Consider the following 26375-nt stretch of genomic DNA (forward strand, 5'->3'; position numbering starts at 1 on the left):
CTGACGGATCAATCGTCACGACTATCTTCATCAACGCCTTTTCGTGTTTCAATGAATCCCCGCGTGCAAGGGCGAGGCGAGCAAACTCGTCGATTGTGCAGCGGCCTGCGGAGCGAAGACGCCGACGAATGCGATTCGCCAAGGACATCCACGCGCTGGACAATAGGCGCACTTGCCTCGGGCATCGATTTCATGGCGCGAGATGGATGATCACATGCACGATACTCGCAACTGCGAGCAAAGTGCCAGGCAGATCTCGTCACGCTGCATATCGCTTCCAAAAATGAAAAGCCCTAATTCAAAGTCCGAGATGAATAACGTGGTCCCTATTGTGCCGTTGCACCAGAGGGCGCCGGACATCTTTGAAACGTCGACAGCGCTCACCGCTCCCTCTGGGCTGGAAGCCGCGTTGGCCAACGTCGTCGACCTCCTGCCATCGTTGGTGCAGGTGCGGCACGGCATCATCTCGCTCTGCGACGGTGCCGGCATACCGGACATGACCGTCGGCGCCGGCTGGAGCGAAGGCAGCGATGAGCGCTACCGCAAGCATCTGCCACGGGCGGCGATCGACCAGATCATAACGACGGGCATGGCGCTCGTCGCCGAGAACATAGCGTTGGATCCGGCTTTCAACGCCGCCGACAAGGACGTGCTCGGGGCGTCCGACAACATGAAAGTGTCGTTCATCGGCGTACCCATTCGCGTCGATGCGAACGTCGTGGGCACGCTGACCATCGACCGCATCCTGGACAACAAATCAGGCTCCCTCCTCGATTACGACCTGCGCCTCCTTACCACAATCGCTAATCTGGTTGGACAGACAGTGAAGCTGCATCGCCTGTTCGCGTCCGACCGCGAGCGACTGATGGCCGAAAAAATCCGGATGCAAAAGCAATTCGGCGAACTAAAGCAGCCTGGGCATGAGGGCAAAAGGGCTCATGTCAAGGGGATCATTGGCGACAGCCCGGCGCTGCGCGGGCTGCTTGAGAAGGTCGCGTTAGTAGCCAGGTCCAACAGCACCGTTTTGCTGCGCGGGGAATCGGGGACCGGCAAGGAGCTGGTCGCCAAGGCCGTTCACGAGATGTCGGGACGCGCCAAGCGGCCGTTAATCAAGCTCAATTGCGCAGCGCTCCCTGAGACAGTCCTGGAATCCGAACTGTTCGGTCACGAAAAGGGTGCCTTTACCAGTGCATTCAACTCGCGCAAGGGGCGCTTTGAGCTCGCCGACAAGGGAACGTTGTTTCTGGACGAGATCGGTGAGATTTCGGCCTCGTTCCAGGCAAAGCTGCTGCGCGTGCTGCAGGAGCAGGAGTTCGAGCGCGTCGGCAGCAACCAGACGATTAAGGTCGACGTTCGCGTGATTGCCGCCACGAACAGGAACCTGGAAGACGCGGTTGCAAGGAATGAGTTTCGCGCCGACCTTTATTATCGCATCAGCGTTGTTCCCTTGCTGGTGCCGCCATTGCGCGAAAGGCGCGGTGATATTCCGCTCCTTGCCGCTGAGTTTCTCAAGAATTTCAACAGCGAGAACGGCCGTACGATGGTCTTCGATGCGAGTGCGACTGAAGTGCTGATGAACTGTGCTTTTCCCGGAAATGTCCGCGAGCTTGAAAATTGCGTGCAGCGCACAGCGACCCTGGCAGCGGCAGCGTCAATCGGCAGAAACGACTTTGACTGCTGCCACGGCCGATGCCTTTCCGCGATGCTATGGAAGCACGCATCGAAGGAGACTGCGCCGAAATCGGAGCCGATCGCACCATCGTCACTGAACCCGGCCATGCAATCGTCTGGTGCTTTTGCTTCGGCCGCCTTTGGCGGCCCGCCCGTTGACAGCGAGCAGGCACTGCCAGCGCCTGTTCGGCTAGGCCTCGTAAGCGACGCGACGATGACCGATCGCGAGCGTCTCATCGCGGCCATGGAAAGATCCGGCTGGGTACAGGCAAAGGCAGCGCGCCTGCTTGGACTGACGCCGCGCCAGATTGGCTACGCGCTGAGGAAATACGGTATCGAGATCAAGAATCTCTGAACCGGCTCGCGGACCTCAAGCAGGGCCGCGAGATAGCGCGCGAGGAGAATAGCTGGGACAATGAGCGTTGATTGGTACGGCTCGGACCTCCGTCGGTGAGACGTTGCAGCCGTCCTGTTGGCGCCGGCCGCAATCCACGGCCCGCTCGACCGCACGGCGCTTGGTATCCCAATCAAGTTGGCGAGAACGCAGCGCCGTCATGGTCGGTCCGATGGCCATGTCGCTCCGCCGGCCCCGTGCCGGATGTCTCGCGATTGAAACGGAGAACAGTACGCCGTCAACCAGCCTAACCGGAGTGGTGTAGGTCGTCAGGCAGATAAGCGCCGTACTGCCTTTCGCGCACGGATATCCGGCGGCGTGATCGCCTTTCACGAACCAGCGACGCTCAATCGACGTCTCTCCTCACCCAGCGTCACCCACGGCGAGTGTCGCGTTTGGCATATTTTTGTGCAGGCGCGAAGAGGTAAAGTCGCCACAGCGCGTGGTGTTGACGCGACGATTGGTATGATACAGAACAGAACTAAATCGGTTTAGACAGTTCGCGCGGAGGCCTACCCAAGTGGGTCAGGAACCATGGATCAGGCCAAAGGACCAAGGAAAGGCAGAACCATAGGCAAGACCAACGATGTCAACGCCGACCTGATCGCAGTCGTGGTCGCCGTGAACGACGCTGGACCATGTGTTCTGACCATCGAACAGGGGGCCGCTCTTCCCTCGGGCCCGTTTGAGCTCGCTCATCGTTCGCTCCAGTCGGGGCTCAGGGCATGGGTAGAACTGCAGACCGGTCAGCCTCTCGGTTATATCGAGCAGCTCTACACCTTTGCCGATCGCGATCGGGTCGGCGCCAACCAGCGCGTGATCTCGATCAGCTATCTCGCACTCACCCGCGAAGAAGATGCGGGCGCCTCGGGCAGGCGCAGTTGGGCCAGCTGGTACGACTATTTTCCGTGGGAGGATCATCGCTCCGGCAGGCCCCCGATAGTGCTGGAAGAATTGCGGCCGCGCCTTATCGAATGGGCGGACGGCGCGGACGACGGCGCGACGCGCTTCGATCGCCGACGGCGAGCGGCGGTTGCCTTTGCCTTGGACGGCCGGGCATGGAACGAAGAGCTCGCGCTGCAGCGCTACGAGCTGCTCTACGAAGCCGCCCTGGTGGAGGAAGCAAAGCGCGGCGGAGTTTTGGCCATCCTCGCTTCGGTGCCGGGCAGATCGATGATCGCCGATCACCGCCGCATTCTGGCAACGGCTATTGCGCGACTGCGCTCCAAAATCAAATACCGGCCTGTTGTGTTCGAACTGATGCCGCCGCTCTTCACGCTTTTGCAGCTACAGCGAACTGTGGAGGCGCTCTCCGGCAGGCTCATCAACAAGCCGAACTTTCGCCGGCTCATAGAGCAGCAGGAACTGGTTGAGAAGACAGGGGCGACGACCGCCGAGACCGGCGGCCGGCCGGCGCAGCTCTACCGCTTCCACCATACTATTCTCGACGAGAGGCCTGTGGCCGGCACAAAATTGCCGATCGCACGGGCTTGACACCGCTTATAGTCACAACGATTATATACGCCTTATAATCAGGTAGACTATAACTGGAGGCTCGATGAGCGCCGTCCTGCCTTCGAGCGCCTCACTGTACGACCGCGTTCGGCGCGTTATCCCACCGATCGAGTGGCCGGTCTTCGTCGAGGATATCGATGCAATCCTGAAACTGAAGCGACAGCGCAATGCCGTCATCCTGGCGCATAACTACCAGACGCCGGAGATTTTTCACTGCGTGGCTGACATCGTTGGCGACAGCCTGGCGCTGGCCCGCAAGGCCATGACGGTCGATGCGGACGTCATCGTGCTCGCGGGCGTGCATTTTATGGCCGAGACCGTCAAGCTGCTCAATCCGGACAAGACCGTGCTCATCCCGGATCTCGGCGCCGGCTGCTCGCTGGCGGACTCGATCACGGCCGAAGACGTGCGCATGATGCGGCAGCGCTATCCGTCCGTTCCGGTCGTCACCTACGTCAACACCTCCGCCGCGGTGAAAGCCGAGTCAGACATTTGCTGTACCTCAGGCAACGCGCTTGCAGTCGTAAAGTCGCTCGGCGCGCCGCGTGTGATCATGCTGCCCGATGAATATCTGGCGAAGAACATCGCGGCGCAGACCAAGGTCGAGATCATTGCCTGGAAGGGGCGCTGCGAAGTGCATGAGCGTTTCTCGGCGGCCGACATCCGCGAGTTGCGTGAGGCCCATCCCGGCATCAGTGTACTTGCCCATCCCGAATGTCCGCCTGAAGTGGTCGCGGAAGCCGATTTCGCCGGCTCGACGGCGGCGATGTCCGACTATGTCGCTTGGCACAAGCCGGCGCGTGTGGCGCTGATGACGGAATGTTCAATGAGCGACAATGTCGCGGTCGAGCATCCGGACGTGGATTTCGTGCGTCCCTGCAATCTGTGCCCACATATGAAGCGCATCACACTTCGTAACATCCGCACCGCGATCGAGGAGAACCGCCACGTCGTCACGATCGATCCTCATGTCGCTGAACGGGCCCGCTGGGCTGTGGAACGCATGCTCTTTGTATGACGGCGGACATTCATCACATTGGCGGAGCGCCGGTCATCATCGGGGCCGGTATCGCCGGGCTCATGACGGCGCTTCACCTGGCGCCGCAACCAGTCGTTCTGCTCTCCAGAAGCCCACTCGGGACGGAGGCCTCGAGCACCCTCGCGCAGGGCGGCCTCGCAGCGAGTCTTGGGGAGGACGACAGCCCCGACCTGCACCTCGCCGATACGCTTGCTGCCGGCGATGGGCTTTGCGACGAACAAATGGCCAGGCGGGTGGTAGAGGCCGCACCTCAAGCCGTCGAGAACCTTATTCGTCTTGGTGCTCCTTTCGACCGGTCGCTGGACGGGAGGCTGCAGCTGGGCCTGGAAGCGGCGCATTCGCGTCGCCGCATCGTGCACGCCGCCGGCGACGCAACCGGCCGCGAGTTGTTTCGGGCGCTACTCGGCGTGGCGCGGCGAACCCGTTCGATCACGATCATGGAAGGCATGACAGCGCTTCGCTTGGTTGTCGCGGAAGGGAGCATTGTAGGGGTGGTGGCTGCCCTGCACGGCGGCGTGTTCGCATTGCCCACACGCCGCGTGGTGCTGGCCACCGGTGGGATGGGCGGCCTGTTTTGCGACACAACCAATCCGCTCTCCACATTCGGGCATGGCCTGGCGCTGGCCGCCTGCGCGGGCGCGGAACTAGCCGATCTCGAATTCGTGCAATTCCACCCAACGGCCCTCGACATTGCGCGCCGGCCAATGCCGCTTGTCAGCGAAGCAGTGCGTGGCGAAGGCGCGGTGCTGATCGATGAGCACGGCCATCGCTTCCTGGCAGATACGCCCGGGGCAGAACTCGCATCGCGCGATGTGGTCGCGCGCGCGATCTCGGATCAGCTCGCAGCCGGGCATGGCGTCTATCTCGATGCCCGACATTGTCTCGGGCAGAAATTCGCAAGACGCTTTCCGGCAATCGACGCTATTTGCAAGCATGCCGGCATCGATCCGGCGGTGGAACCCATTCCCGTGCGGCCCGCTGCTCACTATCACATGGGCGGCGTGGCCGTTGACGCCGATGGGCGAACTTCCGTTAGCGGCCTGTGGGCCTGTGGCGAAGTCGCATGCACGGGACTGCATGGCGCCAACCGGCTTGCCAGCAACTCGCTGACCGAAGCGGTTGCAACCGCCGCCTGGGTGGCTGAAAGCGTCGCGGCTACCGCTGCGGGTTGGCAGTGGCCTAGGCTTCCCGCAACTGTTCCCATTCGGCCCGACCCTTCACCTATTCGCCCGATTGTGTCCAATGCGCTTGGCATTGTTCGGAATGGGAAATCACTGCGCGACACGGTCGCGACACTGCTGCCGATATCTGTTTGCGAGACGGCCGCGGCCGATCCGGCCCTGGTGGCATTGTTGATGGCGATCGCCGCGCTTCGGCGCGAGGAGAGCCGCGGCTCCCACTATCGATCCGATTTCCCTGGCCGCGATGCCGCCGCCCTCCCCTCACGACTGACGCTCTGCACAGCTTTTGAGAATGCCGTCACGCTCAGATGGCAAGCATCCGAACGGAGCCTTTGACATGACTTCACTTGCACCACTTCCCCAGATCATCATGGAGCCCATCGTGCGTTGTGCCCTACTTGAAGACCTGGGCAGAGCCGGCGACATCACGAGCGATGCGATCATTCCCGCCGATTGCAAAGCGACGCTGGCGTTGAATGCCCGGCAGGGAGGCGTTGTTGCCGGGCTCGACTTGGTCATGTTTGCCTTCCTGCTGGTCGATCCCGGGATCAGCATCCAGCTGCGTTGTCCTGAGGGCGGCAAGGTTTCGGCCGGCCAGACCATCGCGATCGTAAACGGGCCGGCGCGCAGCCTGCTGACGGCGGAGCGGACGGCGCTCAATTTCTTATGCAAACTCAGCGGCATCGCGACGGCAACGGCTACGCTCGTAAACGCGGTGAGGGGCCATCACGCAAAAATCGTGTGCACGCGAAAGACGACGCCGGGCCTGCGCGTCCTGGAAAAATATGCGGTACGAGCGGGCGGCGGTGCCAATCACCGGTTCGCGCTCGACGACGCCGTGCTCATCAAGGACAACCACATCGCCATTGCCGGCGACATTCGCACTGCAATCGAGCGCGCGCGCAGCGCCATAGGTCACATGGTCAAGATCGAGGTCGAGGTGGACAGGCTGGACCAGTTGGAGATCGCGCTTACAGCGGGCGTCGACGCCGTGCTCCTCGACAACATGTCGGTCGAGGACCTTGCGCAGGCTGTGGCTATGGTCGGGGGCCGTGCGATCACCGAGGCTTCAGGCCGGGTGACGCGGGCGAGTGCCGCGGCAATTGCGGCGACCGGCGTCGACCTCATATCGGTCGGCTGGCTTACCCACAGCGCGCCCATTCTAGACATCGGTCTCGACATGCCGGCCGACCGAAATTGCAACAGGCATCTGAACTGATGGAGAGGACATGAGCCGGGATCGCAGGAACTCCTTTGGTCGCAGGCTAACCTGCATCGGCACGTCCCCGGTTCCACCAACAGCCGACGCAAGCCTGCTCGGCGACAAGCGCCACGCTTCAACAACGGAGGCGGGAACGACGGACCAGCAAGGCACAGAAAGCCGCGTCGCAGCCCTTGGCGTCATCATCTGCCGACTCGACGAGATGCGCCAGTTGGCGGCCTCTCACGGCCTGGAACTTCTGGGTTATCTGCTGGACGTCGCCTTCACCGAATCCTGCGACGCGATCAGAAAGGAGCATTCCTGCGCTCAAAGTAAAACAACGGAAACCGAAATCCCCACGGATGACGTGAGTTGAGCCTGCGGGCAGCAGTTGGAGAATCCGCTTCAAGCGCGCCACCGCTCGCGTTTCGATAGAAGACTTCCCGCTGGCATGCGCCTTGTCTTCAACATCCACTGCAACGCTCCAGGTCAAGGACGGAAGATTAGGAGAACAAGACCGTTATGAACGAACTCAGCCCAGACCTGACCTCGGATCCAATCGGTTGGGCGCTTCCCCCCTGGACGCGAGCGGAAGCCCAGGCGGTCTACGACCTGCCTTTCAACGACCTTTTGTTTCAGGCGCAGACCCTTCACCGGCACAATTTCGATCCCAACAAGGTCCAGCTCAGCCGGCTTCTCAGCATCAAAACAGGCGGATGCCCGGAGGATTGCGGCTATTGCAGCCAATCGGCACATCACGAAAGCGGGTTGAAGGCGTCAAAGCTGATGGAGGTCCGGCACGTCATCGCCGAGGCGACCAAGGCCCGTGACGCCGGCGCCACCCGCTATTGCATGGGCGCTGCCTGGCGAAACCCGAAGGCGCGCGACATGGACGCGGTGGTGGCGATGGTCGAGGGTGTCAAGGCACTCGGTATGGAGACCTGCATGACGCTCGGCATGCTCGATCTTGAGCAGGCCGCTCGTCTGAAAGAGGCCGGTCTCGACTACTACAACCACAACATCGACACCTCCGAGCGCTATTACTCAGAGATCATCTCGACGCGCACGTTTGCCGACCGGCTGGATACGCTCGCCAATGTCCGCGACAGCGGCATTAAGGTCTGTTGCGGCGGCATTGTCGGCATGGGCGAAGAGCCGGTGGACCGGATCGACATGCTGGTGACGCTGGCCAACCTGCCGGAGCACCCGGAAAGCGTGCCGATCAACATGCTCATCCCGATCGAGGGCACCCCGCTTGCCGAGGCTAAACCCATCGAGCCGATCGAATTCGTGCGCGTCATCGCGCTGGCGCGCATCATGATGCCGAAATCGCATGTCCGACTCTCCGCCGGCCGCACCGCCATGACCGATGAGATGCAGGCGCTGTGCTTTTTTGCCGGCGCCAACTCGATCTTCGTCGGCGACACACTGCTGACGGCGGACAATCCCGGCGAAGACAAGGATACTCTGCTGTTCCAGCGTCTCGGCATCGAGCCGATGGACCTCGAGACGCAATGAACGAGGCACTTCTTGCCCGGTATGACGCGTCCTTGCGCGGACTGGCGCGCAAGGACCGGCTGCGGACGCTGTCGCCACGTGCCGGGCTCGACTTTTCCTCGAACGACTATCTCGGTCTAGCTGCCTCCAAACGACTTGGCGATGCGGTTGCGGCAGCAATTGCGCGAGGCACGCCGGTCGGCGCCACCGGGTCGCGGTTGTTAAGGGGCAACTCACCGGAGCACGAGGCCCTGGAGGCAGACGCCGCGGCGTTCTTCGGCGCCGAACGCGCGCTGTTCTTCGGCAGCGGCTATATCGCCAACTTCGCTCTGCTGACGACGCTGCCGCAAAAGGGCGACCTCTTGATCCTCGACGAGCTTGCTCATGCCAGCATGCATGAGGGGGCCCGCGCTGGCCGCGCCGAGTTCAAGCTCGCCGCGCATAACGACATCGATGCTGTCGAGGATGCGATCACCCGCTGGCGCGCCGAAGGCGGCATGGCCCGCATCTGGATCGCGGTCGAAAGCCTCTACAGCATGGATGGCGACCGCGCCCCGATGGCGCGCCTTATCGCGCTTGCCGATCGGCACGAGGCATTCCTCGTCGTCGACGAGGCGCATGCCACCGGCATCTGGGGACCGGACGGCCGCGGGCTGGCCGCCGCTTTCGAGGGCCGCGACAACATTGTCGCACTTCACACATGCGGCAAGGCGCTCGGCGCGTCCGGCGCACTCGTCACCGGGCCGGGAACGCTATGCGACTATCTCGTCAACCGCTGCCGGCCATTCATCTACGCCACCGCGCCGTCGCCTCTGATGGCGGTGGCAGTGCGCGAAGCGCTGGCCATGCTATCCGACGAGCCCCAACGCCGTGTCCAGCTTCAGGAGCGCGTAGCCTTCGCGGGCCGCCAATTGGCCGAGCGCTGCGGCGTGAAGCCCAGCGGCTCGCAGATCCAGCCCTTTGTCATCGGCGACAACAGGCGCACCATGGCGGTGGCGGCGGCGCTGCAGACGCGCGGTTTCGACATACGCGGCATTCGTCCGCCGACCGTACCCGAGGGCACATCGCGACTGCGCATTTCGCTGACGCTCAACGTCGACGAAGCCGACATTTCCGCCATGGTCGAGGCGCTCGTCGAGGTGCTGGCCTCGACATGACCAAGCGCATCGTCATCACCGGAACAGATACCGGAATCGGCAAGACGGTGTTTTCGGCGGGATTGGCCGGCTTCCTCAACGGCTTCTACTGGAAGCCGGTGCAGTCGGGCCTCGACGGCGAGACCGACAGCGAGGTTGTTGCGCGGCTTGCCGGCCTTCCGCCGGGGCGCGTGCTGCCGGAAGTGTATCGCCTGAAGGAGCCGCTGTCGCCGCATCGTTCGGCCGAACTCGATGGCGTCGCGATAGACGTGGCAAGGCTCTCGCTTCCGGACTTGCCGGGTCCGATCGTCATCGAAGGTGCCGGGGGACTGATGGTGCCGCTCAACCGGCGGACCAAGTTCATCGACATATTCGCTCAGTGGCGGGTGCCGGTCATCCTGTGCGCCCGTACCAAGCTCGGCACCATCAATCACACCTTGTTGTCGATCGAGGCCCTGCGGGCTCGCTCGATCCCGCTCGTCGGCATCGCCTTCATCGGCGATGAAGTGGCCGATACGCAAAGGACAATCGTGGAATTCAGCGGCATACGCCAGCTTGGCAGGCTGCCGCTGCTCGATCCGCTGACGAGTGAGACGCTGAGGGAAGCGATGGTTGCCGGCTTCGACCTCGCAGCGATCGCAGGAGGCGAGTGATGTCGCAGTCTCAAGTCTGGCATCCGTTCACCCAGCACGCGCTCGAGCCGGCTATCCCTGAAATCGTCAGGACGGAAGGCGCCTATCTCTACAAGGCTGACGGCACACGTATCCTGGACGCCATTTCGTCCTGGTGGGTCGTCACGCATGGCCACCGCCATCCCCGCATCATCAGGGCCATCGAGACGACCGCGTCGAGCCTCGACCAGATCATCTTCGCGGGCTTCACCCACGAGCCAGCCGAACGCTTGGCCAGGGCGCTTGTCGGGCTCGCTCCCACCGGTCTCGACTGGGTGTTTTATTCCGACAGCGGCTCGACCTCAGTCGAAGTCGCGCTGAAGATGGCGCTCGGCTATTTCCGCAACATCGGCGCGCCGCGCTCGCGCATCGTCGTCATGGAGCACAGCTATCATGGCGACACCATCGGCACGATGAGCGTCGGCGCCCGAGGCGTGTTCAACGCCGCCTACGAGCCCTTGCTGTTCGAGGTCGACACAATCCCCTTCCCGGCCTCCGGGCGCGAGCAGGAAACGCTGGATCGTTTCGAGGCCGTCAGCCGTGACCGGCGCGCGGCCGCGCTGATCGTCGAGCCGCTCGTGCTTGGCGCCGGCGGCATGCTGATGTATCCGGCCTCGGTTCTCACCGAATTGAAGAAGATCGCAGAAACCTCCGGAACTCTGCTGATCGCCGACGAGGTGATGACCGGCTGGGGGCGCACCGGGACCATGTTCGCCTGCGAGCAGGCGTCCATATCTCTTGATATCCTGTGCACCTCGAAGGGCTTGACCGGCGGTGCCATCCCGCTGGCCGCCACACTTGCCACCGATGCCATCTTCCAGGCCCATTATTCCGAGGACCGCACGAAGACGTTCTTCCACTCGAGTTCCTACACCGCCAATCCGATTGCCTGCGCGGCAGCACTTGCCAATGTCGAGATCTGGCGCGACGAGCCGGTGGCCGAACGGATCGCGACCTTGAGCGCGAAGCAGGCCGCCGGGCTGCAACGCTTCCGGGACAATCCATATTTCACCGACTGCCGGGCGACCGGCACGATCGCGGCACTCGATCTGCGCACCGGCTCAGCCGGCTATCTGGCCGAGATCGGACCGAAGCTCCGCGCCTTCTTCCTCGAGCGCGGCCTGCTAGTGCGCCCGCTCGGCAATGTCCTCTATCTTCTGCCGCCCTATTGCATCACCGGCGAGGAATTGGACGGGCTCCATGACGCCATCGAGGAGGCCGGCGAACGCTTCGGCACAAAGCCATGAGCCGATCGTCGCGCGTCCTCGGGTTTGGTCATCATGCGCCGTCGCGCAAGGTCGAGAACCCGGAAATCGAAAACCGTCTCGGGCTAGAACCCGGCTGGATCGAGCGGCGCACCGGGATACGTTCGCGCTTCTGGGCAACGGACCAAGACACGCTGTCTGGTCTTGCCACGCAGGCTGGCGACATGGCTTTGGCGAACGCCGGCATCGACCGCAGCGACATCGGTCTTTTGTTGCTTGCCACCTCGACACCCGACCACCTTCTGCCGCCCAGCGCACCCCTGGTCGCGCACAAACTCGGCCTTGGCCGCGCCGGCGCCGTCGATCTGACCGGCGCTTGCGCCGGCTTCATCTATGCGCTGATGTTTGCCGACGGCTTCACTCGTCTGCATGGGAAGGCGAGCCTTGTCATTGCCGCCAACATCCTCAGCCGCCGCATCAATCCGGCCGAGCGCGCAAGTTCGGTCCTTTTCGCCGATGCCGCCGGCGCCCTGGTGATTGGTGCGTGCGAGGACCCTGATCTAGGTATTCTCGGCGCTTCGGTGGATTCGGACGGCTCGCGCTACGGGCTGATCCAGATCCCGGCCGGCGGAAGCAGCATCCCATTCCATGACGATCTGGATCTCGGGCAAACTCGGATGACGATGACCGACGGACGCGAAGTGTTCGCCAAAGCTGTTGAGATGATGACCGATTGCTCTACAAGCGCGCTTGCCGTTGCCGGAGTGCGACCACAGGACATCGATCGGTTTGTGCCGCACCAGGCCAATGCCCGCATTTTCGATGCGGTCGGGCGAAACCTCGGCATCGCCGATGAAGCGATCGTCAAGACGATCGCCGAGTATGGCAACTCTTCCGCCGCGACGATCCCGCTCTCGCTGTCGCTCGCCCATCGGGCGGCGCCGTTCCGGCCAGGGGAGAAGGTTCTTCTGGCGGCCGCGGGTGCGGGTCTTAGCGGCGGTGCGATCGTCGTTGGAATTTAGCCGCGCGAACCGAACTGCCAAGACTGACCTTGAACGATGAATACAGGGACAACGACCAATGCGAAAACTAGTCGCCGGCAAGCTGCACGGCATCCACGTCACCGAAGCGAACCTCAACTACCATGGTTCGATAACGCTCGACCCCGACCACTGCGAGGCAGCCGGGATCCTGCCGATGGAATTCGTGGAGATATGGAACAAGAATTCCGGTGCGCGGATTTCGACCTATGTCATCCTCGGCGAGCGCGGTTCACGGTGCTGCATCCTCAACGGAGCGGCGGCTCGCACCTGTCAGCCCGACGACCCAATTATCGTCTGCAACTCCATCTACCTGGACGAAGCGCATATCACCTCGCTGAAGCCGCGCATCGTCACGTTCGACCAGGATAACTACATACTCGACCGCCTGAGCTACTCCGTCGATCTTGACACAGACGGCCGTTACAGTTTCTCGATCCTTGATGAGGCGAATGAAGCTTTGGCAATTCCAGCCTTGGTTTCCGGGGCGTGAGCCGCGCTCCGCAGATGTGCGAGCCTCGGCACTGAAGAGCGTCTGGTCTAAGACTCGACGAAGTTGCTGAAAAAGGCCGATGCCCACTGCGCCTTGGGCACCGTGGGCCTTCGTGGGATGGCGCAATGTCTCGCAGCTGCTGATCCGCGAACAGCGGTTTGCATGTCTGACCCTTGTCTCAGGTTACTTGCGGTGGCGGCTTGCAAATTCTCTCTGCTTTCTCAAGCGCCGCGGCTGGGTCCTTGACGACCTGGCTTTTCATGATCTTTGCCGCCGTGTCGATCAAGCAGGCCACCGTCTTCCGCATCGGCAGCGGTGCCAACCATCATCGCGAATATGGCTAGCCGAACGGCCGCAAGCAGCATTGAGGTGGGCCTTCGGCAAAGTGTTTCTCGCCGGCGCCAAGGCTCGCCAGCCATCCGACGCCTGATCGCGTTACATATCAGGTTCGTCGATCGGTGGCTTGGCAGCAAGACCGAGCCTGGCTCGTTGGCCATCGGCGTAATTTTCGGCGGGAAACTGTGTCTTGAACCGAAGAACTGTCAGTTTGCCGTCCTCGACAATATGAACAACCCATCCCCCACTACAACGCTTGACCCGCACGTCATTAGGTTCGCCAGCCACCATTGCTGCCCTCATTTTCGTTGCCCTTGGGCTGAGACTGGAAGTCGTTCCCGCACATCGGAAAACATAGGACCTTACGTAACGTCAAGCCCCGATTTTGGGATAGCCGATGCCTTGTCGATTTCAGGGTGACGGCGATTCTGGTCCGCAACGTCCGTGAGTGCTCAAATCGATTTAGATGCGCAGATTCTGCATGTTAATTCAGCCTTGTTATCCACAACTAACGTGAATGGGAACGCGTATTCAGTCCGAGTACCTCTGCAAAAAATCTGCCGCTCTGGTGAGGGGAGCGGGCGATCAGGGCGTGTGAGGTGCTGACGTCAAACGCGAGATTCCGGAAGATTGATAAAATCGTTTGTTTCGATGAGATGCATCCACCCTGTGGATAGAAATACAGTCCCATGAACGGGCAAGCCTCTGGTGCGGGAGATGATGCTAAAGGAGACATCCCGCATGGCCACTCCACGCAAAAGCTCGGCACGTCTCGGCGCTACCAAATGCTCAGCCCCTCACCTCGCTCTCTACGGTGCGACGAAGCGCGCTGGCAGATCGCGGAAGGCACAATGGTTACCGATCCGCAGGGTGGATTCATCCTGTGGGTCGAGCCTCCGAACACCATCGATTGGCTCGACTCTTTCAGGGCTGCATCGTCCGGAAAATCGTGATCGCCCACCCTCTTGTCTTGACTAGCCCCCGCCTGGGGCTTATCTCGTCGCATTGTTAGCGCTCGCCCTTGGTGAGTGCTAACCGCAGGCCGGCATAGCCGAGCTTTGTAAGTTATCCGGCGTCGCCGGACGCTTTTCTCACCGTTCTCATCGAGGAAGAAAAAATGGCAAAGTCGAAGTTCCGCCCGCTTCATGACCGCGTGGTCGTTCGCCGGGTCGAATCCGAATCCAAGACCGCCGGCGGGATCATCATCCCGGATACGGCAAAGGAAAAGCCGCAGGAAGGCGAGATCATTGCTGTCGGCTCCGGCGCTCGTGACGAAGCCGGCAAGCTCGTCCCGCTGGACGTCAAGGCCGGCGACCGCATCCTGTTCGGCAAGTGGTCGGGCACCGAAGTCAAGCTCAATGGCGAAGACCTTCTGATCATGAAGGAATCCGACATCATGGGCATCATCGGCTGATATCAGGCCTTTCCGTCAACTGAATTCCCGGGCTCAATCCAAGCCCTTGCCAGGAGTTAAAAATGGCTGCCAAAGACGTAAAATTCTCCCGTGATGCCCGCGAGCGCATGCTGCGCGGTGTCAACATCCTCGCCGACGCGGTGAAGGTCACGCTCGGCCCCAAGGGCCGCAACGTCGTCATCGACAAGTCGTTCGGCGCCCCGCGCATCACCAAGGACGGCGTCACCGTCGCCAAGGAAATCGAGCTTGAAGACAAGTTCGAAAACATGGGCGCACAGATGGTCCGCGAAGTCGCTTCAAAGACCAACGACATCGCCGGCGACGGCACCACGACCGCGACCGTTCTGGCGCAGTCGATCGTCCAGGAAGGCCACAAGGCGGTTGCCGCCGGCATGAACCCGATGGACCTGAAGCGCGGCATCGATCTTGCCGTGACCGACGTCGTCGCGACGCTGATCAAGAACGCCAAGAAGATCAAGACCTCGGAAGAGGTTGCCCAGGTCGGCACGATCGCCGGCAATGGCGACGAGTCGGTCGGCAAGATGATCGCGGAAGCGATGCAGAAGGTCGGCAATGAAGGCGTCATCACGGTCGAGGAAGCCAAGACTGCCGAGACGGAACTCGAAGTCGTCGAAGGCATGCAGTTCGACCGCGGCTATCTCTCGCCCTACTTCGTCACCAACGCCGACAAGATGGTTGCCGATCTCGAGGACGTCTACATCCTGCTGCACGAGAAGAAGCTCTCCAACCTGCAGACCATGCTGCCGGTTCTCGAAGCCGTCGTGCAGACCTCGAAGCCGCTGCTCATCATCTCGGAAGACGTCGAAGGCGAGGCTCTGGCCACGCTGGTCGTCAACAAGCTGCGTGGCGGCCTGAAGATCGCCGCCGTCAAGGCGCCGGGCTTCGGTGATCGCCGCAAGGCCATGCTGGAAGACATCGCCATCCTCACCGGTGGCCAGGTCATCTCCGAAGACCTCGGCATCAAGCTCGAGAACGTCGGCCTCAACATGCTCGGCCGCGCCAAGAAGGTGTCGATCTCCAAGGAGAACACCACCATCGTCGACGGCGCCGGCAAGAAGGAAGAGATCCAGGGCCGCGTTGCCCAGATCAAGCAGCAGATCGAAGAGACCACGTCGGACTACGACAAGGAGAAGCTGCAGGAACGTCTCGCGAAGCTGGCGGGCGGCGTTGCGGTGATCCGCGTCGGCGGTGCGACGGAAGTCGAAGTCAAGGAAAAGAAGGACCGCGTCGATGACGCCCTCAACGCGACACGCGCGGCCGTGGAAGAAGGCATCGTTCCCGGCGGCGGCGTTGCCCTGCTGCGCGCTTCGCTGAGCATCAACGCTGTCGGCGCAAACTCCGACCAGGCCGCCGGCATCAACATCGTGCGTCGCGCGCTGCAGGCTCCGGCCCGCCAGATCGCGGCCAACGCCGGTGCGGAAGCCTCGATCGTTGCCGGCAAGATCCTTGAGAACAAGGGCGCGACCTTCGGCTACAACGCCCAGACCGGCGAATATGGCGACATGATCGCCATGGGCATCGTCGATCCGGTCAAGGTCGTGCGCACGGCTCTCCAGGACGCGGCCTCGGTCGCCGGCCTGCTCGTCACCACCGAAGCCATGATCGCGGAGGCTCCGAAGAAGGAGTCTGCTGGCGGCGGCGGCATGCCTGGCGGCATGGGCGGCGGCGGCATGGGCGGCATGGGCGGCATGGACTTCTAATCTAGCCTCTATCAGCTTTCAAATACCGAGAGGGCGGCAGCGACGCCGCCCCCTTTTTTTGGGACGGAGCCGGTCGGAAAAGGTTTGGGCTCGCGTGATATTGTAGTGCGCGCGCCTACACGGCCACACTACATCGTCGCAGTGGAGCTTTCGGGTGGCGAACTGAACAAACATGGCTTTGTGCGCGACTATCAAGACTTAGCAGCGCTCAAGCCACTACATCGATGGCACGTTCGACCATGGCGGTCGGTTTTCGATATGCCTGATATGAGCGGCCGTGGAAGCCGCTCAAAGAATGATACCGCAGTGCTGTTGCCAACGTCGGCGATTTCGATGATCGACTCCGCCTATGCCAGCTCTTCACGAGCTCTATCCGCGCTTGCCTACTATGGAGCGAAAGCCTTAGCGCGACTCGTGATTGAGGCTGTCATTGCTATGGGCTAATCAGTCGGGAAGCTGCGCTTGCAATGACGGAGGGCCGGAACGATCTCGTCCGATCATCTGGCACAAGGTGTGCTTATTAGTACGTTGCGAAGCTAGTAACTTAACCATGAAGGGGGACGACGGTTTGACCGTGACACAGTCGCTGACGAGACGTCTCAAAAATCCCGAGCTATTTGACGATCTGGCCGGTGTGCCTGGTCGGAAGGCGGAGCAATCCACGAGGCGTTTTTCGGTGTTCAATCCCTCAACGGGCGAGCTGTTGGCTGAGCTTCCAGATATGGATGTCCGGGACGTTTCCAAGGCAATCGATAAGGCTGAAGCTGCGCAGGAACATTGGGCGGCGCTCACCGCGCGCGAGCGCTCCGACATCTTATGGGAATGGCACCAACTGATCCTCGACCACAGCGAGGATCTTGCAGCCATTTTGACGGCTGAAATGGGTAAGCCGCTTGCAGAGGCGAAGTCTGAAATCGCCCATGCCGCAGCCTACCTCCAATGGTATGCCGAGGAGGCCAATCGCATCTATGGCGAGACGATTTCACCGCCTTCTAACGACAGGCGTATGCTGGTAATCAAACAGCCGATCGGTGTTGTCGGCGCCATTACTCCTTGGAATTTTCCCGCCTCGATGGTGGCTCGCAAGATTTCGCCTGCGCTTGCCGCCGGCTGCGCGATTGTTCTGAAACCCGCGGAGCAAACACCGCTTGTCGCGGGTGCTATGTTCACGCTTGCCCGGATGGCAGGTTTTCCCGATGGCGTTCTAAACTTGATCTACGCATCGGAAGGCGATGCGGTTGGGCGTGAACTTTGCTCGAACCCGAAGGTCCGCAAGATCAGCTTCACTGGGTCGACCGAGGTCGGGCGGCTGCTCATGAGGGAGTGTTCGGATCAGATCAAAAGAACTAGCTTCGAACTTGGTGGTAACGCTCCTTTCATTGTTTTTGATGATGCAGACGTCGACGCTGCCGTCGATGGTGCGCTACAGGCAAAGTTTCGGAATGCAGGCCAGACCTGCGTTTCAGCCAATCGGCTTTACGTACAGTCCAGCGTGTATAATGAATTCTGCGACAAATTCACCAAGCGCGTCAGTGCATTGCGCGTCGGTGACGGTTTCGAGCCAGAAGTTGCGATCGGTCCCCTGATCGATAAGTGCGCGCTTGCAAAGATTGAAGATCATATTCGCGATGCTGTGCGGCAGGGTGGGAAGATCCGTTGCGGTGGCAACCGTATCGGCGAATCGGGAACCTTCTTCGAGCCAACGGTGATCACCGACGTCGAAAGGACAATGCGGGTCGCTCAGGAAGAAACCTTCGGACCGCTGGCTCCCATAATCCGCTTCAACGATCCCGACCAGGTGGTGCGCGAGGCGAATGACACGATTTACGGTCTTGCAGCCTACTTCTACGCTTCCAATCTAAAGCGCGTGTGGCGCGTGGCTGAAACCCTCGAATACGGAATGGTCGGCATCAATACGGGACGCATGTCATCCGAGGCCGCACCCTTTGGCGGAATGAAGCAATCAGGGATCGGTCGTGAGGGGTCGCGCCACGGCCTCGAGGATTATCTCGAAATGAAGTACCTGTGCATGGGTGGGCTATAATCCCACAGCATCGGCGTCCCATTGACTTCGCCCTGACAATCCGCCGCGGCCATCGATGGAATGGTGGCCTTCGATCAAGGCCCAGTGTAAAACCTTGATGCTGTCATCCTTGCCTTCGGCCGCATTCACCGATCCCTGATTGACACGTGCTTGCCATGTACCGCTTCAATCCGCCGGGAGTGGTTTTTCCTGTCTCGGCCGCGACAGATCAGGGTGCTGGTGAACAAAATCTCCGTCCATCCGACAGCCGGCGAGCCTTCGATCACAGTTCTACCGTATGGGTCGAATGGCGGCATCTTCTGAAGCCTTATTGCAGCCCTAGCTTCCTCTTCAGTTCCGCGTTCTCTGTGCGCAGGCGTTCCGCGAGCAGGCTCTTCAATCGCTTGTTTTCTTTCTCGAGCGCGACCAGGTCCTTCAGATCGTCACCATCGGATCTAGGCGCCGCGGCCTTCTTCCAGTGATAATAGGTCTGTTCCGATATACCCGCCTGCTTTACGGCGCTCTTGAGAGTGGTGCCGCCGCTGATCGACGTCTCGACCTGAGCGAGCATTTGGGCGCGCTCTTTTCCGGAGTAGACCTTCCGGGCGCTCCGCACGGCCGCTCCTGTTGCTGTTGCTTCCGCCGGGGACGCCGTATTGGCGCCATTCTTGCGACCAGGCTCAGTCTTGGCCTTCCGCGAAGGTGGGGTTTTCTTCTTCGTTTCAGGCGTCCTTCCTTTGGGAGCGTGTTCGGTTGCAGCTTCTACTGATTCAGCGTCTAGGGGATTTGCCATGAGATACTCCGCTCGCGGTTTGTGCGCGTGTTCAGCATCAAGGGCTATGACATTAGAGTCAATCAGCCGACGATTTGGCAGATCCATATCTTTGAGCTCCCTTGTTGTGTCGGCTATAGCCGCGGAGAGATCGACATCGCTCCAGATGGAATGGCCCCGTTTTTGATAATTGCGCTTTTGTTTGACCTCCACAGTGAACGGTCGGGTCTGCCGCCTCATAGTTTCTTCCTTGTTAGAACGAATTGCACAGGAGGTCGCGGCTGACGATGACTGAACAACTGGCGCTTCCTCTGTTGCGCCGAGCTATATGGATGAGATAGCCCGAGAGCAAGCGGCACTTGCGGTGTGCATCGACAAATGCTCGGGCCACGTCGCTGGCTGGCCGCAGCTTTGTTTTCATATCGATGCGTTTGCAGAGCTGGAACAGCGGCTCGCGCGTCATAGCTTTCCAGTTGGATAGGCCTCGCCGGAAGTCATGATCGTCTCGTCCCAGTGAAGGTCGCAATCATTCGTGATTGCGACCTTCACTAGCCAGCTCCGGCCAATCATTGCGGGAGGATATGCAATACAGGTCGAGGCGTTGTCGGCGTTTCGGCGGGTAAGACGGGATAGGCGACCTCCGGTACTTTTCCGGTCAGCGAATTAAGGAAGGCAACGAGCAGGTCGACTTCTTTTTCCGTCAATTCTTGGCCGAGCTGGGTGGTCCCCATAATGGCGACGGCCTGTTTCAGATCCCAAACCTTGCCCGAATGAAAGTATGGCGCGGTGAGTGCTACGTTGCGCAACGGCGCCACGCGGAAAACATAGGAATCGTCGGCTTCATGGGTCACGGCAAATCGGCCTTTGTCGTTTTCCGGCAGGACATCGGTGTTGGGCTTTTCAACGAGGCCGAATGGGGAATAGCCCTCCCCACCCACGTTGATACCGCCGTGGCAGGACGAGCAGCCTTTGTCCATGAAAAGCGTCAGGCCCTGTTTCTGTTCGGAAGTCATAGCGGCGTCATCGCCGTTGAGGAAGGCATCGAAGGGCGCCGGTGTGACCAGTGTCGCCTCAAAGGCTTCGATTGCCTTGGCGACGTTTTCGAAGGTGACGCGATCGGCTTCGCCCGGGAAAGCTGAATTGAACCACTCGACATATTGCGGCATCGACTTGAGCGTGGCGATGAGTTGACCTGGTGTGTTGGCCATTTCGACAGCGGCTTGGATCGGTGCCTTGGCCTGAACCTTCAGGTCTTCAGCACGACCATCCCAGAACTGCGCTATGTTGAAGACAGCGTTCAGTACCGTCGGCGCGTTGCGCGGTCCCTTCTGCCAACCATGGCCGATCGAGCTTTCATGATTGTCGTCGCCCCCGGTGGCCAAGTTGTGGCACGAATTGCACGACAAGACGCCTGACGCCGAGACGCGTGGATCGAAGAACATTGCCTTGCCCAGGGCTATCTTCTCCGGTGTGATCGGGTTGTTGGCGACTGTCGGCGTGATGGATGGTAGAGGCTTGAAGGTGGCCCGTGCTGTTTCTCTGAGGTATACGGGGATCGTTTGCGCAGCAAAAGCGATGGCCGGCAACGCGACAGCCACCGTAGTGAATAGGATTTTCACAAGTGATCTCCCTGCGTTTTGCACGGAAGCCATTGTTGATATGCGGTTCGTGAACGCCTTGCGCTAAAGGCGGCAATCCTCTTTGCATAAAACCGATTCTGACGCGGACCTGACATATTGTCTTCCTTCGTTGCATTGCGCGATATCACCCACGATGAACGCCAGTCGGTATCTCCTGTCGCCTCTCGAGAAGCATCAAAAGTCGTGCCAACTGAGCAGAAGGAACCTCCGGGGGATTTTCTGGTCATCATTCAATAGGTTGAGGGAATTCGCAGCAAAGCGCAGCTCTACTCCGGTGTCGCGGATCTGACAGCCAGCAGTCGGGCTGAAACAGAGAGATGTTGGTCCCTCAGCGTCTTGTCCGATGGGCACCCGGCCTCCTGCATGGGCGGGAGGGGACCACACGGTATTAAAGCTCAAGATGAACGCCGCCGGCAAGCATCGCTAGACAGTCCCCGCAGATACTTTGACGCTGGTCCGCGAGCTGGTGCGCCTAGTGCCCGACCGCCAGATCGCGGCTCCTCAATCGCGCCGCAAGCCGACGGCGCGTTAAAGCGGCCGCGCAATCATCGATGTGAGCGTGATGACGGCGCTGCACTGTGTCGTCGAATTGTGGCCACTGGAGCAATCCTCGTAAAGCGAGCCAAGGTTCTTGATCTAAACGGCGGCGGCCGCCATATTAGCGTAGCGCCTCTCACACGTTCGAGAGTGATCGCATTTTTGGATGCCGCCGGCTCGGGCTGTTTCGGCATCCTATTTCAACATCGGCCGCCGCTTGTTTCGAGTTATCGAATGGCCGTTCTCTGCATTTGGAGGCAAAATGACCGCAACGCCTTTCGCGCTGCCCGAGGCAGTGCTTACCGCAATCTCAAACGGAAAACCCGTAATTCAGGCATGTCGGGAACATCTTGGCTATTCGACCGAGGACGTTGCCGTGACCAGCGGTCTGACAGTCGAGGAGGTCGGGCTGATCGAATCTGGCCATTGTTTCGACAAGGGCTATCGCGATCGGATCGCTCGGGCGCTTGGCTTGGCTGAGAGTATCTTCGATGAAATCTGGGGTATCCCGAACGCTGCCTGACGTCGGCCTCTGAAGATTACCCGCCGCCTGCCAGGTCGGATCAAAATCCCAAGGGTATATCAATACCCTTACGGCGGCGGGGCGGTGGCAGAATTCTTATTTCTACGGAATCGATTCGCTCTGCGGAAGATCGGCCTCATGCTGGGCGACACGGATGTAATCTTGGCCCGCACGAGAGGCCAGATCTGTGGATAGAGAGAACCGGCTAGCCGGTTGATCGTACGAGGGCATGTGGACAAAATATTCCTACCCGATGGTGGCGCCGAACTACGGCACAACGATCAGCGCTTGCGAAGTCGAGCGCTTAGACGAAAGATTTCGGCGAAACCACCCGAGGCCATCAGGAAGGTTCGTCACGATGAAAGCGATCCCTTGCCCGTTCTGCACAAGCTGCGAGGTTAGGCCATATGAGACGGACGAGGCGCGCGTTGTGATGAAATGCGAGGACTGCGGTGCATCGGGGCCGGTCTGCATCGACGAAGTCAACGCCGTCGAAAGCTGGAATTACCGTCCATCTGCCCAGCCCGAATAGGATTGTCCACGTGGCATGGCGATAGCGATGCGCCTACGCCTAATGGCCCCGGTCCGTCACCGGCGCGCAGGAGCGTATTATCTTCGTCAGCCGGTGCCGCGTTTCTCTTCCGAGCCCCGCCAGTCAGGCCCGGCGCATGCTGGCCTACCCCGTCAGAGTGCCAGGCCGCTCATGTCGCGCCTGCCGTACATGGCAACGAACCTTATCGCGCACCTGATCGACTGATATTGCCGATACCTTCCGCAACTCGAGCGGCTGTAGCAGCGCATGCCGTTACATCGGATGCGCAAGTGTCGTCTGACAATCTCGCCGGAAAACTGCCGTCTCAACAATTCGGCCAGCCTGTCGTTGCGACATCGCTCACTAGCCATACTCATAAAACCTGTTCTGGTTTGCCTCGCCTTGCCTAGCCGCCGGTCGCCTGACAGCCCACATGCCGACGCAGGTTCGGTCTGCCAGCCACCGTAGGGCATGTGACGTTGAACTGTCAGGTTCGACCGTATACGTCCTCAAGCCGCACGATGTCATCTTCGCCGAGATACTCGCCGCTTTGGACCTCGATCATCACCAGTCCGATATTGCCGGGGTTTTCGAGCCGGTGTTTGTGGCCGCAAGGGATATAGGTGGATTGATTGGTGGTCAGGAGTAGCTCCTGGTCGCCGTTGACTATTTTCGCAGTGCCGCTGACCACGACCCAGTGCTCGGAGCGGTGATGGTGCATCTGCAGGCTCAAGCGTCCGCCCGGCTTCACCTCGATGCGCTTGATTTTGAAGCGCTCGCTTTCCTCCAGAACCGTGTAGGTGCCCCAGGGCCGGTGCACGGTACTGTGAAGCAAGTGCGCTTCATGTCCCGCAGCCTTGAGGCCCTCGAAGAGTTTCTTGACGTCCTGGACGCGATCGCGGGATGCAACAAGCAATGCATCGGGGGAATCCACGATCACCAGGTCGCTGATGCCGACGGTGCCGATGACGCGTTTGTCCGAGCTTATGTAACTGCCCACGGTGTCGACCACATGGACATCGCCGCGAATCCTGTTGCCGCTCCCGTCAGCGGCGACCAGTTCGGCCATTGCGTTCCAAGATCCAATGTCATTCCACCCCATTTCGCAGGGAACGACAGCGAGATTGTGGGTTTTTTCCATCACCGCATGGTCGAGTGAAATACGCGGCGCCATGGCGAAGTGCTCAGATGAGAGTTCGACGCTGGCAACATGTTCGCCGTGGCTGACGCGAGCGTTATCATAGCTATCGAGAACGGCATCGATCACCTGCGGGCAATGCGCAGCCATTTCGTCGAGCATGACCTGCGCCTTGAAGCAGAAGATGCCGGCGTTCCAGAAGAAACGTTTGGACGCGACATAAGATTTGGCAGTCTCGGCGTTCGGTTTCTCGACGAACCGGACAACTTTCTCACCGTCGGCCTCGATGTAGCCGAATGCGGTGTCTGGCCTATCCGGGGTTATGCCCAAGGTTGCAATACGCCCCTGCTGCGCCTGTTCGATTGCCCGGTTCATGGCGGTTTGAAATGCGGGCAGATCACCAATCATATGGTCGGCGGGAAAAACACACAGAACAGCATCGGGACCCTGTGTTGCCTTGGCATGGACGGTTGCCGCAGCGACGGCGGCGGCGGTATCCCGACCCTCAGGCTCAAGCAGAAAGGTGCGTGGCAAAACAACGGAATCCAGCTCGTCGAAAACGTCTTTCGTAAGGAAGAGGTGCCCCGTGGACGTCACGGTAACAAGCTCCACGACATGCTGCATCGAAGCGGCGCGCAACACGGTGTGCTGGATGAGCGAAAGTCCATCCGCCACCTTGAGGAAAGGTTTGGGGTGCGATTGCCTTGAGGCGGGCCAGAGCCGCGAACCAGCTCCACCGCTGATGATGACCGGAACCACTTTCATCAAAGGTCCTCTATCTCGTCTGTAAGCGCGAACGCATGTGCCCCTTGCAGCGTCGAGGCGACGATCGCCATGGCCCTGCTCTCGGTCGAAGCTTCCGAGTAGCAGCGCAGTTCCGGGGCATTGCCGGAAGGCCGCAGATGTATGATCTCACCTGAAAGCATCCGCGCCCTGAGGCCATCGGTTTTGTCAATTTCGGCGACGGTCCCGAACGAGGCAAGAAAGTGCTGCAGTGCGTTCCGGCTTGCGAGATGATCCATCAATCTGCGCGAACTTTCCGCGGGGAAGTTCTGAAGCCGGTCACTGACGCACACAGGAAGATTCCAAAGCCCGCGCAGTCGCGACAGCTTCTTTTTTGTCGACGCCATGGTACTGAGCACGGCCAAAATCGGGAGGAATGAGTCCCGCGTCGGCAGTGCAGTCAATGTCTTCCCATTCACCACACAATCCGAGCCCAGCAGAACACCACCATTGGCCTCAAAGCCGACGATGACGCCGCCGGCGCCGTGTAATGCTTCCATTGCTTCAATGACAAATGGAGACCCGACTTTCGTCCTCTGGACCGCGAAACCAAAGGCCTTCGAAATTCCCGAATTGGAGGTCACTGGCGTCACGATCGTGTCTGCCTTCAGGAAAAGAGCCGTTGCAAGCCCAACCAGGTCGCCGCGAAGAAGATCGCCATTTTCATCAGCGATGAGTGGCCGATCAGCGTCCGCATCGGTCGACACGATGGCATCGAGACCGAATTCGCGGACCCACTTCTTCAATTTTGCGATTGTTGCTGCGTCCACGGCTTCGGTATCGACAGGTACGAAGGTCCCGGTTTTCCCGACGGCGACCACGCTGGCACCGAGCGATCGAAGAACCTGTACCAACAGTTCCGCCGCGACCGAACTGTGCTGATAGACACCAAGTCTCATGCCGGAAAGTGAGCCCGGCTCCAGCATGTCATGGGCGCGCTCTCGATAAGAGGCGATCGCTTCTTCACGGTGCATAGGCCACGTCGTTCCCAAACAAGCCGTTGGTAAGCAATACGCAATTGATCTTTCGGCTACAAAGCGCGTAATCGCGGCCTCATCCGCCTTGCTGATTTCACCATTCGGGCCATAAAATTTGATGCCATTGCGATCGGCTGGAATGTGCGACCCGGTGACCATAAGAGCCGCCGCGCCGTGTTTGCATGCATATAGTGCCAGGGCAGGCGTGGGTATGGTGCCGCAATCGATCGGCTGGAAACCATTTGCGGCCAACGCCGCCATGCAATTGTTGGCTATCGCCTGACTGCTGTCACGTAGGTCGCGGCCTATGAAGACTGAACTATTCGGCTGAACCCGGCTGGAAATCAAACGCCAAGCGAAAGCTTCGGTATAAAGTCCGCTGGCCTTGCCGACCAATTCCGAAGCCAAACCTCGAACGCCGCTTGACCCGAATTTCATGATTTCGCTTTGCTAGTGGACAGGCAGGGTGGGGTAATGTTGCAACGGGCTAGTACTTTCTACTGCAAGCGCCATCGTTCTCAGGCACCTGCTGTTCAGGTATGCGGTCTCTACAACACGGTGTGGCGTAAGGACCCCTCAGAGTTCCGCCGAACAGCAGGGCATCCACTGGCACAGGGGCATCCACAGTTCTCCTTCTAATGGAATCTTTTGGCGCGCTCATCTAATGATCAAGGAAGTGGAGTGATCGATCGGTGCCTGCCGGTATTTCGCTATGCATCATCATGACAGGTCCGTAAACTTGGTTGTTTGGATGGAACGCATCCATGGCATGGATAGGGCTAGAAAGCCGTCTCGATCAGCGCAATGGACCCTGTGATTCTTGGGTAATGGATTAAGGTCAGCCAGAGCGCTCGCCGACCATGGCGTCGCCTAGGGCGCTGGGCCCAAGCAGGAACCGATGCTTGGATCAGTTGGGGCGACGATCAGCGCCGACAA

Annotated in this window: 20 protein-coding genes; 16 read left to right on the forward strand and 4 right to left on the reverse strand. The window is 60.2% G+C overall.

The genetic code is table 11. The features are described 5' to 3' along the window. Positions 1-310 precede the first annotated feature (310 nt). The 15 genes from nifA to LB557_RS26330 all read left to right on the forward strand — a co-directional run bounded on the left by nifA (position 311) and on the right by LB557_RS26330 (position 18558). On the forward strand, positions 311-2026 hold the full coding sequence (gene nifA, locus LB557_RS26255) for a nif-specific transcriptional activator NifA (protein ID WP_161634539.1): 1716 nt from the start codon (positions 311-313) through the stop codon (positions 2024-2026). A 573-nt stretch (positions 2027-2599) separates the two neighbouring features. Next, entirely contained in the window at positions 2600-3559 is a 960-nt protein-coding gene (locus tag LB557_RS26260; protein WP_027033159.1) for an NUDIX hydrolase, read from the forward strand. A gap of 64 nt (positions 3560-3623) precedes the next feature. Beyond that, positions 3624-4598 carry a quinolinate synthase NadA gene (nadA, locus tag LB557_RS26265; RefSeq protein ID WP_027033158.1) on the forward strand — a complete coding sequence of 325 codons (975 nt, stop codon included), beginning with the start codon at positions 3624-3626 and terminating at the stop codon, positions 4596-4598. Continuing rightward, the gene (locus LB557_RS26270; RefSeq protein ID WP_027033157.1) at positions 4595-6136 is read left to right on the forward strand and encodes an L-aspartate oxidase; all 1542 of its coding nucleotides are present in this window, start codon (positions 4595-4597) and stop codon (positions 6134-6136) included. The genes nadA and LB557_RS26270 overlap by 4 nt, the downstream gene beginning before the upstream one ends. A gap of 1 nt (position 6137) precedes the next feature. Then, entirely contained in the window at positions 6138-7019 is an 882-nt protein-coding gene (nadC, locus tag LB557_RS26275; RefSeq protein WP_027033156.1) for a carboxylating nicotinate-nucleotide diphosphorylase, read from the forward strand. 10 nt (positions 7020-7029) lie between these two features. Continuing rightward, complete coding sequence (locus LB557_RS26280; protein WP_027033155.1) at positions 7030-7377, forward strand: hypothetical protein; 348 nt, start codon at positions 7030-7032, stop codon at positions 7375-7377. 146 nt (positions 7378-7523) lie between these two features. After that, a complete protein-coding gene (gene bioB, locus LB557_RS26285) occupies positions 7524-8519 on the forward strand; it encodes a biotin synthase BioB (RefSeq protein WP_027033154.1) in 996 nt (331 codons plus the stop codon). Further along, positions 8516-9655, forward strand: a complete 1140-nt coding sequence (locus LB557_RS26290; RefSeq protein ID WP_027033153.1) for an 8-amino-7-oxononanoate synthase — start codon at positions 8516-8518, stop codon at positions 9653-9655. Before bioB ends, LB557_RS26290 begins: the two co-directional genes overlap by 4 nt. Then, positions 9652-10287, forward strand: a complete 636-nt coding sequence (bioD, locus tag LB557_RS26295) for a dethiobiotin synthase (RefSeq protein WP_027033152.1) — start codon at positions 9652-9654, stop codon at positions 10285-10287. Before LB557_RS26290 ends, bioD begins: the two co-directional genes overlap by 4 nt. Beyond that, positions 10287-11552, forward strand: coding sequence for an adenosylmethionine--8-amino-7-oxononanoate transaminase (locus LB557_RS26300; protein ID WP_027033151.1), 1266 nt, complete (start codon positions 10287-10289; stop codon positions 11550-11552). The genes bioD and LB557_RS26300 overlap by 1 nt, the downstream gene beginning before the upstream one ends. Next, positions 11549-12532, forward strand: coding sequence for a beta-ketoacyl-ACP synthase III (locus tag LB557_RS26305; protein WP_027033150.1), 984 nt, complete (start codon positions 11549-11551; stop codon positions 12530-12532). The genes LB557_RS26300 and LB557_RS26305 overlap by 4 nt, the downstream gene beginning before the upstream one ends. Before the next feature lie 58 nt (positions 12533-12590). Then, entirely contained in the window at positions 12591-13043 is a 453-nt protein-coding gene (gene panD / locus LB557_RS26310) for an aspartate 1-decarboxylase (RefSeq protein WP_006333949.1), read from the forward strand. A 1453-nt stretch (positions 13044-14496) separates the two neighbouring features. Next, entirely contained in the window at positions 14497-14793 is a 297-nt protein-coding gene (gene groES / locus LB557_RS26315; RefSeq protein ID WP_006203049.1) for a co-chaperone GroES, read from the forward strand. Positions 14794-14855: 62 nt separating this feature from the next. After that, complete coding sequence (gene groL, locus LB557_RS26320) at positions 14856-16514, forward strand: chaperonin GroEL (protein ID WP_027033148.1); 1659 nt, start codon at positions 14856-14858, stop codon at positions 16512-16514. 550 nt (positions 16515-17064) lie between these two features. After that, positions 17065-18558, forward strand: coding sequence for an NAD-dependent succinate-semialdehyde dehydrogenase (locus LB557_RS26330; RefSeq protein WP_051371157.1), 1494 nt, complete (start codon positions 17065-17067; stop codon positions 18556-18558). A gap of 307 nt (positions 18559-18865) precedes the next feature. Here LB557_RS26330 and LB557_RS26335 read toward each other — a convergent pair whose 3' ends face one another. Both LB557_RS26335 and LB557_RS26340 read right to left on the reverse strand, forming a co-directional pair. Then, the gene (locus LB557_RS26335) at positions 18866-19549 is read right to left on the reverse strand and encodes a transposase (protein ID WP_080680386.1); all 684 of its coding nucleotides are present in this window, start codon (positions 19547-19549) and stop codon (positions 18866-18868) included. A gap of 326 nt (positions 19550-19875) precedes the next feature. Further along, a complete protein-coding gene (locus LB557_RS26340) occupies positions 19876-20961 on the reverse strand; it encodes a cytochrome-c peroxidase (RefSeq protein ID WP_032925888.1) in 1086 nt (361 codons plus the stop codon). A 787-nt stretch (positions 20962-21748) separates the two neighbouring features. Between LB557_RS26340 and LB557_RS26345 the strand changes: the two genes are divergently transcribed. Beyond that, on the forward strand, positions 21749-22009 hold the full coding sequence (locus tag LB557_RS26345; protein WP_027033144.1) for an XRE family transcriptional regulator: 261 nt from the start codon (positions 21749-21751) through the stop codon (positions 22007-22009). Between the two features lie 1019 nt (positions 22010-23028). Here the strand turns inward: LB557_RS26345 and LB557_RS26350 are convergent. Next, the gene (locus LB557_RS26350; RefSeq protein WP_006334012.1) at positions 23029-24444 is read right to left on the reverse strand and encodes a mannose-1-phosphate guanylyltransferase/mannose-6-phosphate isomerase; all 1416 of its coding nucleotides are present in this window, start codon (positions 24442-24444) and stop codon (positions 23029-23031) included. Then, complete coding sequence (locus LB557_RS26355; RefSeq protein WP_027033142.1) at positions 24444-25877, reverse strand: phosphomannomutase; 1434 nt, start codon at positions 25875-25877, stop codon at positions 24444-24446. Before LB557_RS26355 ends, LB557_RS26350 begins: the two co-directional genes overlap by 1 nt. Positions 25878-26375 lie beyond the last annotated feature (498 nt).

The sequence above is a fragment of the Mesorhizobium sp. BR115XR7A genome, from assembly GCF_020165315.1.
GTDB lineage: Bacteria > Pseudomonadota > Alphaproteobacteria > Rhizobiales > Rhizobiaceae > Mesorhizobium > Mesorhizobium australicum.

Bases quoted from the DNA above. Each gene is read 5' to 3' on its own strand.
- nifA (WP_161634539.1), top strand. From the start codon at position 311: ATGAATAACGTGGTCCCTATTGTGCCGTTGCACCAGAGGGCGCCGGAC.
- LB557_RS26260 (WP_027033159.1), top strand. From the start codon at position 2,600: ATGGATCAGGCCAAAGGACCAAGGAAAGGCAGAACCATAGGCAAGACC.
- nadA (WP_027033158.1), top strand. From the start codon at position 3,624: ATGAGCGCCGTCCTGCCTTCGAGCGCCTCACTGTACGACCGCGTTCGG.
- LB557_RS26270 (WP_027033157.1), top strand. From the start codon at position 4,595: ATGACGGCGGACATTCATCACATTGGCGGAGCGCCGGTCATCATCGGG.
- nadC (WP_027033156.1), top strand. From the start codon at position 6,138: ATGACTTCACTTGCACCACTTCCCCAGATCATCATGGAGCCCATCGTG.
- LB557_RS26280 (WP_027033155.1), top strand. From the start codon at position 7,030: ATGAGCCGGGATCGCAGGAACTCCTTTGGTCGCAGGCTAACCTGCATC.
- bioB (WP_027033154.1), top strand. From the start codon at position 7,524: ATGAACGAACTCAGCCCAGACCTGACCTCGGATCCAATCGGTTGGGCG.
- LB557_RS26290 (WP_027033153.1), top strand. From the start codon at position 8,516: ATGAACGAGGCACTTCTTGCCCGGTATGACGCGTCCTTGCGCGGACTG.
- bioD (WP_027033152.1), top strand. From the start codon at position 9,652: ATGACCAAGCGCATCGTCATCACCGGAACAGATACCGGAATCGGCAAG.
- LB557_RS26300 (WP_027033151.1), top strand. From the start codon at position 10,287: ATGTCGCAGTCTCAAGTCTGGCATCCGTTCACCCAGCACGCGCTCGAG.
- LB557_RS26305 (WP_027033150.1), top strand. From the start codon at position 11,549: ATGAGCCGATCGTCGCGCGTCCTCGGGTTTGGTCATCATGCGCCGTCG.
- panD (WP_006333949.1), top strand. From the start codon at position 12,591: ATGCGAAAACTAGTCGCCGGCAAGCTGCACGGCATCCACGTCACCGAA.
- groES (WP_006203049.1), top strand. From the start codon at position 14,497: ATGGCAAAGTCGAAGTTCCGCCCGCTTCATGACCGCGTGGTCGTTCGC.
- groL (WP_027033148.1), top strand. From the start codon at position 14,856: ATGGCTGCCAAAGACGTAAAATTCTCCCGTGATGCCCGCGAGCGCATG.
- LB557_RS26330 (WP_051371157.1), top strand. From the start codon at position 17,065: ATGAAGGGGGACGACGGTTTGACCGTGACACAGTCGCTGACGAGACGT.
- LB557_RS26335 (WP_080680386.1), bottom strand. From the start codon at position 19,549: ATGAGGCGGCAGACCCGACCGTTCACTGTGGAGGTCAAACAAAAGCGC.
- LB557_RS26340 (WP_032925888.1), bottom strand. From the start codon at position 20,961: ATGGCTTCCGTGCAAAACGCAGGGAGATCACTTGTGAAAATCCTATTC.
- LB557_RS26345 (WP_027033144.1), top strand. From the start codon at position 21,749: ATGACCGCAACGCCTTTCGCGCTGCCCGAGGCAGTGCTTACCGCAATC.
- LB557_RS26350 (WP_006334012.1), bottom strand. From the start codon at position 24,444: ATGAAAGTGGTTCCGGTCATCATCAGCGGTGGAGCTGGTTCGCGGCTC.
- LB557_RS26355 (WP_027033142.1), bottom strand. From the start codon at position 25,877: ATGAAATTCGGGTCAAGCGGCGTTCGAGGTTTGGCTTCGGAATTGGTC.